Annotated in this window: 9 protein-coding genes; 8 read left to right on the top strand and 1 reads right to left on the bottom strand. The window is 38.4% G+C overall.

Features of this window, described 5'->3' with window-relative positions; translation table 11 throughout:
• The first annotated feature begins 24 nt into the window (after nt 1–24).
• Nucleotides 25–1,458 carry a zonular occludens toxin domain-containing protein gene (locus L4C39_RS19775; RefSeq protein ID WP_429747676.1) on the top strand — a complete coding sequence of 478 codons (1,434 nt, stop codon included), beginning with the start codon at nt 25–27 and terminating at the stop codon, nt 1,456–1,458.
• 640 nt (nt 1,459–2,098) lie between these two features.
• Here the strand turns inward: L4C39_RS19775 and L4C39_RS19770 are convergent.
• The gene (locus L4C39_RS19770; protein ID WP_429747674.1) at nt 2,099–2,281 is read right to left on the bottom strand and encodes a hypothetical protein; all 183 of its coding nucleotides are present in this window, start codon (nt 2,279–2,281) and stop codon (nt 2,099–2,101) included.
• Nucleotides 2,282–2,406: 125 nt separating this feature from the next.
• On the opposite strand from L4C39_RS19770, the gene L4C39_RS19765 reads away from it, so the two are divergent.
• From L4C39_RS19765 to L4C39_RS19735, 7 genes are all read left to right on the top strand, one after another.
• The gene (locus L4C39_RS19765; protein ID WP_429747672.1) at nt 2,407–3,705 is read left to right on the top strand and encodes a phage/plasmid replication protein, II/X family; all 1,299 of its coding nucleotides are present in this window, start codon (nt 2,407–2,409) and stop codon (nt 3,703–3,705) included.
• A gap of 11 nt (nt 3,706–3,716) precedes the next feature.
• Nucleotides 3,717–3,995: a single-stranded DNA-binding protein gene (locus L4C39_RS19760; protein ID WP_429747670.1), complete on the top strand. Its 279-nt coding sequence runs from the start codon at nt 3,717–3,719 to the stop codon at nt 3,993–3,995.
• A gap of 175 nt (nt 3,996–4,170) precedes the next feature.
• Nucleotides 4,171–4,401, top strand: coding sequence for a transcriptional regulator (locus L4C39_RS19755; RefSeq protein ID WP_371730542.1), 231 nt, complete (start codon nt 4,171–4,173; stop codon nt 4,399–4,401).
• An 11-nt stretch (nt 4,402–4,412) separates the two neighbouring features.
• Nucleotides 4,413–4,637: a hypothetical protein gene (locus L4C39_RS19750; protein WP_429747668.1), complete on the top strand. Its 225-nt coding sequence runs from the start codon at nt 4,413–4,415 to the stop codon at nt 4,635–4,637.
• A 121-nt stretch (nt 4,638–4,758) separates the two neighbouring features.
• On the top strand, nt 4,759–5,973 hold the full coding sequence (locus L4C39_RS19745; protein WP_429747666.1) for a hypothetical protein: 1,215 nt from the start codon (nt 4,759–4,761) through the stop codon (nt 5,971–5,973).
• An 8-nt stretch (nt 5,974–5,981) separates the two neighbouring features.
• A complete protein-coding gene (locus L4C39_RS19740; protein WP_429747664.1) occupies nt 5,982–6,326 on the top strand; it encodes a hypothetical protein in 345 nt (114 codons plus the stop codon).
• Nucleotide 6,327: 1 nt separating this feature from the next.
• Nucleotides 6,328–6,602, top strand: a 275-nt coding sequence (locus L4C39_RS19735; RefSeq protein WP_429747662.1) for a zonular occludens toxin domain-containing protein, incomplete at its 3' end; no start/stop codon positions are given.

Genomic DNA, 6,602 nt, shown 5'->3' with positions numbered 1-6,602 from the left:
TTCTTAGAATGATGGGGTGGTGATATGGCTGTTTCGTTTCGTCATGGCTCTAATGGTGCTTATAAAACTGCTTATTTAACTTGGTTTGAAATATTACCTGCTCTTCGTGAAGGTCGTATTGTTGTTACTAATATCGAAGGTATTAAACCGAAAGAATCTATTGAGAAATTGATTGGTGAAAAGTTTCCTGATGGTGCTCGTTTGATTCGTATATTTACACGTTCAAAAGAGGGGATTGAGCTTTGGCAAAATTGGTTTAGTTGGATGCCTATCGGGGCGTTTGTTGCTATTGATGAATGTCAGGATTTATATTGCCCTGAGGTTGGTTTTAAACGTGAAAAGTTTTTAGCTCGTCCGCTATCAGATTTTATTGATTTATTGCCCTCTGATTTTTCAGAGTTATTTTATTCTCGTTGGTTGCCTGTTGACCCTGATTCATTTGAAGACGGTGATACAGATGATTGTGAGCGTACTCAATTAGATGAAAATAACAGGTTGTTATATCCCGATAATTTTTACGGTGCTTTTATGCGTCACAGAAAATATCAATGGGATATTGTTTTATTAACTCCAGATTATACTTCTATTCCCACTTGGCTTCGTGGTTGTGCTGGTGAGGCTTATTCACACCGTTCTACTGATACGTTTTTTCGCAAACGTAGACCGCGCATTTTCAATCATCCTCCTAAATCTACTAAAACAGCTCCTAGCTCTAAGACTGATTTTGCTAGTTGCAGCTCTAAAAAGATTCCTGTTGATGTTTTCGCGCTTTATAAGTCCACAGGGACGGGCGGATTTAATGAAACTAAATCCGATATTTCTATCCTCAAATCGCCTAAATTTATTTTGGTTGTTCTTGTTGGCCTTCTTGCTATTGGTAAATTTTTTTGGGATTTAACAAATGTATTATCTGATTCTGATGTGGGTGAAGTTCAAAACGTTGTTGAGACTTCATCCAGTTCTAAGCAAAGTAATGTTTCTAGTTCGTCTAGTTCTTCAGTACCTCAAAGCAATCTTCAAGAAAATCGCTCGCGTTCTGATGGGTTGGGTTCTCGCGTTAATGCTTCTGAAACTGGTTTCGAAAGTGATCTTGTTGTTGATGATGTGAATCCGTTCTATGAGTCGTTTTCAATTTTCAATGGTTCTGATGCTGTTTATCTAACGTCTGTCGATATTCGTTATCGTAAGCACTTGGGTTTAAATCCGTTATCGAGCTTTGTTTTTCGTATCGATAAAGGTAGGGACACATTCTACCTTCGTTCTGATGTCTTGATGCGTTACGGCTATCGCTTCGAGTTGATAGATGATTGTTTGATTCAGGTGTCTTCGGTGAATGTAGCCAGGTTCTTAACGTGTCCACCAAACCAGAGTGATTTTGTACCTGATTTTAATGCTAAGGATTCGCAGCTGACCGATGTGAGGGAAGATGTGAATATTTTTGATTTGCCTAATGGTTAATGCCTTAGTGCGTATTATGTGCACCGATTTATGTTGAGTGGTTTGCTTTGCTTAACTGAATCAAAACGTGGGCGAGTGCGGTGCTCATTGTCGGAACTTGTTCCGTACATGCGGAAAGCGAGAATCGTTTTTAGAAGTTAACCCGTAACATAAATTGCATAATACGAATTAAGAATCGGAGTTTGTTATCCTATGACATACCAGTATGTCAAAAAATGACAAACTCTTTTGTTTTGAAATCTCTTCATCGTTACGTTCTTGGCTATGATGAAATTTTTTAGCCCCGCAGGGATAGACCCGCCAGAACTAGCAGCCCCACCAATTTTTTAAGCTACTGCATATATGATCATCTTTTAGATTTCGTTGTTGGCCATCCGTCCCAAACAGCAAACAAGCCGTTTTATCATTTCGATTCTAGTCCAGGTCAAAGAAAAATAGCTTCCGTCCTACCAGACCGCTTTTCATTCCTTTTTTATCCTCAAAAACTCGACGTTTGACGACGAAAAAGGACGGCGAAGACTGAGCAAGGACGTTGAGGAGGAATCGGAGAGTACACTATCTTTAATAGTGTACTCTTGTGCGGATTTCGCATATTTCGGGAATTTAAGGGATCTCTTTCCACGCTTTTTTGATAAGTGAATTAAGAGTTTTTTGTTTTTTTTACACGTTTGAAATCTTCTTCTTCAAATTTCTCTAACCCTAGTTTGATTAAGAAGTCTAGCATTTCGGTTTCTTTGATGTTTGTCATGGTTTTTACAACGGCTTTAACTGTCTTTTCCTCTACCTTTCTCCATGTGCTGTCTTTTATGTGTTTCGTTGCCATTCTTGTTCCTTATCTATGTTTTTTAATAATTATAAGCTTAGAAACTAATATTTGTTGACAATAAGATTCTAATTATTTATGTTTTTGGCTGAAAATAATTTCTTAGATTCTAAGGTTGATTGGGTATGATTGATAAGCTTAAGATCTCTATCCCGTTTAAGCGTGAGTTTGTTACTAATACTCGCGTTTCAAAGACAGGTGAGTGTATTGAGTATGTGAATATCATTGAATGCTCACTTCGTGGTATAGGTTTAGAAGCTAAGTCGGTTCATTACATGGGGGATGCTTTAGATAATCGTTATGAGGTTTCTGATTTACGTCACCCTTACGAGTCTTTACCAACTCACTTCACAGGTATGGCTTGTAAGATTTTTCAAGGCACCATTTGGCGCTCTCCGTGTATCGAATTGAAATGTTCTCCCGCAAAAATCATTCAAGGGCATAACGTTTTTGGTTCAACATCAATTGCGCTTGGTTCGGATGAAATGCTTGCTGCTTTAAATGAAACTTATCCTGCTGTTTATGACATGCTTGATATTCCCAACGCGACACTTGATGCTATCGATGCAACATATTCAGCTCGTGTAAAAAACGATCTTCAAGCTAAACAAGTGATCTCTTGTTTGAAAAATGTCTCTAATAATCAAATGAGAAAAAGCGTTCGCAATGAACATGAAACGACTTGTTATTTTACTCAAGGTTCTCGCCACTGTGACCGAAAGGTTTATTTGAAGTATCCAGAATTCAACAATCAGCTTTCAAAACTTCGTGCACTTCAATCTTCTGGTATTACTGAGTTTGACCGTGTTATCGACGTTATGTCTAATCCACAATTAATTAATTTTGCTCGCAATCTTGCACGTTTTGAAGCGGGTGCGCATCGTCGCTATCTTGATGCAATGGGAATACCTAAAAATTTATATCACGCAATTAAATATCAATACGAATATGAAAAAGACGGAAAATCACTAATACAAGACATTTGGTTAAAGGCATTTGCACCATTATTTCAAGCTTTGGAGGGACAGAGAATGGATATTTTTAATGATGAAGAGGTTCATAGCAAACTAAAACAAATTTATTTTCGTACTACTCCAAAAGGAAATGTTTCTTTTGCTAAGGCTGATAGGGTTTTTCGTTTTTATCGTTCTTTGGTTTCTGATGGTTATGAGGTAGTGAAAGATTCTTATTCTGCGCCTAGAACTTTTTATGATCATCTAAAGGATTTATTAGCTGTTGGTTTCAGTAAAGCTCAAATTCAGAATTTACAAGGGCAGGGTAAAGATAATGTTATTCCTCTCTTACAAGTAATTGATGTTGATTTTTCTAATCAGCGTCCAGATTGGTACGTCGAGCCAGAAGTCGGCATGTTAAGTGAAAAATACGGATTTAATACAGCAAACGTAGTTAGATTAATCGCATAGGAAATAAAAAAATGAAAAATGAATTATTGATTGAAGTGTTTAAAGAAAATGAGTGTTTAGACGTTCGTGAGGGTGTGACYGTTAAGGGTAAGCCTTGGAAAATGATTACTCAAATTGGTTATGCTCATACTGGTGGTAAATTCCCTATCGAGTTCAAAATCAAAATGTCTGAGGGTCAACCTGTTTGGCCTGCTGGTAAATATCATTTATCTGTAAATTCTTTGGTTRTTGGGATGCACGGCGATATTGAAGTCGGTCGTGAAATGTTCCTAATTCCTGYGAATGCTTAATTATGGATATACAGGATTTAATCKYTAAGTTGAGTTCTATGCTTGAGGTCTCCAAACAGGATGCTTTGAATGTTTTGAATTCTGGTGATTTAGATTCTGCATATCTTCTTGAACTTGCTTCACTTCGTAAACAAATAGAATTRTTRGTTTGTGATTTGGARGCTTTGGATTAAATATGTCTCTTTGCGTATCTGTTATAGATGGTGTTTTACAGCAGTCAGTTGGTGATAGTTGTGAATATATTTTGATGTCTACTGAACAGGTTACGCAGTTAGTTGATGGTCAATTTGATTGGTCATTGTTGGAATTTGACTCTGGTTTATATGAGTTTGTTATTAAGCAATCTCTTTTAACATTTATCGGTGGTCATGTGTTAGGTCGTGTACTTAAATATCTTGGAAAATAATAGGAAAYATTATGTTTAACAAAACTCGTAACATCTTAAATAACAAACTTCTTGCAGCTTCTGTTTTGGTTACTGCTTCTGGTTCTGCTTTTGCTGAAGGTTCAGCTAATGAAACGGCTATTACCKCTGCTATTAATGCKGGAAAAAGCATGGTTAGTGCTACTACTGCGGGTGTGATTGCGATTGCTGCGCTTGGTTTTGGTCTCGGTATGGTTGTTTCTTGGCTTCGTAAGTAATGGTAATAACCATTATCTTGGGGTCATTGATGTGTGGCTCCTTTCTATACGGGGTTTATACAGGGGTTATCTCTGGGTAATTAATAAGGGGCTTCGGCTCCTTTTTTTGTAGGTGTATTTTATGAGTATTAAACAAAGCATTGCCGCGTTCCTGTTACTTTTCAGCGTTTCGTTTAGTGCTTTTGCGGGCTTTACTGGTTATAAGCGTCTTTCGCATGTTTCATCTCTTGGTCTTACTTGTGGTATGTATGACGGGCAAGTTTTATATTTTAAAAATGACCTATCTTCTTTTTGTGCGGGTAGTAGTTCGGGTTATGACTTGTATGGTGTCGAAATTACAAAGTACGGCTTTAAATTGGCGTCATTTGGCCCACGGCCGTTTGATAGTTTGGCTACGTTGCATAATATTGATTCATGTCCAGAAGGTGAGGTTTTAAATGAAAAGACTGGTGAGTGTGAGTCTCCTTGTAAGAAATTAAAAGACGAGCGTACTGATAATATTTATTTTCCTGTGGGTACATCTAAAGTAAGTTCAGTTTGTATTAAATCTTGTCAGGCTACATTAAGAAACTCCGCTTTCTGGGTTTCTGGCACTGCGTCCGATCATAAGCCTTCTGGTTATTATAATTATACTGGTAAATTCTGTCAGGCTGGTGATAGCTCTGGTGGTTCAACATGTATTGATGGTTTTAATAATTGTACTCCTATCGGTGGTGACTCTGGCTCTGGTGGTGACTCTGGCTCTGGCGGTGGTGACTCTGGCGGTGGTGACTCTGGCGGTGGTGACTCTGGCGGTGGTTCTGGCTCTGGCGGTGACTCTGGCGGTGACTCTGGCGGTGGTTCTGGCTCTGGCGGTGGTGACTCTGGCTCTGGTGACTCTGGCTCTGGTGACTCTGGCGGTGGTGACTCTGGCGGTGGTGACTCTGGCGGTGACTCTGGTTCTGGCGGTGACTCTGGCGGTGGTTCTGGCTCTGGCGGTGGTTCTGGCGGTGGTGACGGGCGTTCTTTTATCACTCCAGGTAAGGGTGTCGGTTTTTCTGAGGGAACAATTTTAAGTGAATCTATTGATGGCTTGAAAACTGAAATTGTGGATTTAGAAACTAATTTTAAAGAGCTTGTTTCAAAGTCTCCAATCAATAACGGTACGATGAGTTTTCAACAGGGTTCTTATTCTGGTCGAGCTTTTACGCTTCATCATGCGTCGGGGGATATTAATGTTAGTTTTAATTTATTTGATTCTCTCGGTGATAATGTCGTTTCAATTCGTACTGTTATATTATTCATTGCTGCCTTGAGTGCTGCATTTATTATTATGTCGTCTGGTCGTAAGTCGTAGGGGGATTTATGGAGTTTATTTATAGTGCTTTTCAATATGTCGCTAATGTCTTTGGTTCTATTTCTGATTTCATTTCTACCATTCCAKATTTGATTGTTGARATTTTTTCTTATGCTTGGTTTTGGGCTATTAAGTTTTATATTACMTTTAAAATCCAAATGATAGAGCTTGCTTATTCTGTGGCGGTTATGGTTTTAAAAGACTATGAAGTTTATACGGTTTTAAATGCCGCCTTTAATAGTTTRCCGTCTGACTTGCGTTTTGCTGCTTATAATTTYGGGGTCGTTGATGCTGTTAGAATTGTTATTGATGCGTTTACAACTGCYTTTGTTCTTAGAATGATGGGGTGGTGATATGGCTGTTTCGTTTCGTCATGGCTCTAATGGTGCTTATAAAACTGCTTATTTAACTTGGTTTGAAATATTACCYGCTCTTCGTGAAGGTCGTATTGTTGTTACTAATATYGAAGGTATTAAACCSAAAGAATCTATTGAGAAATTGATTGGTGAAAAGTTTCCTGATGGTGCTCGTTTGATTCGTATATTTACACGTTCAAARGAGGGKATTGAGCTTTGGCAAAATTGGTTTAGTTGGATGCCTATCGGGGCGTTTGTTGCTATTGATGAATG

Origin of the sequence: Vibrio clamense (assembly GCF_050337905.1) — a bacterium.
In the GTDB taxonomy this organism is placed as follows: domain Bacteria; phylum Pseudomonadota; class Gammaproteobacteria; order Enterobacterales; family Vibrionaceae; genus Vibrio; species Vibrio cortegadensis.
The sequence above is the reverse complement of the archived record's forward strand: the minus strand, read 5'-3'. Positions and strand labels throughout refer to the sequence as shown.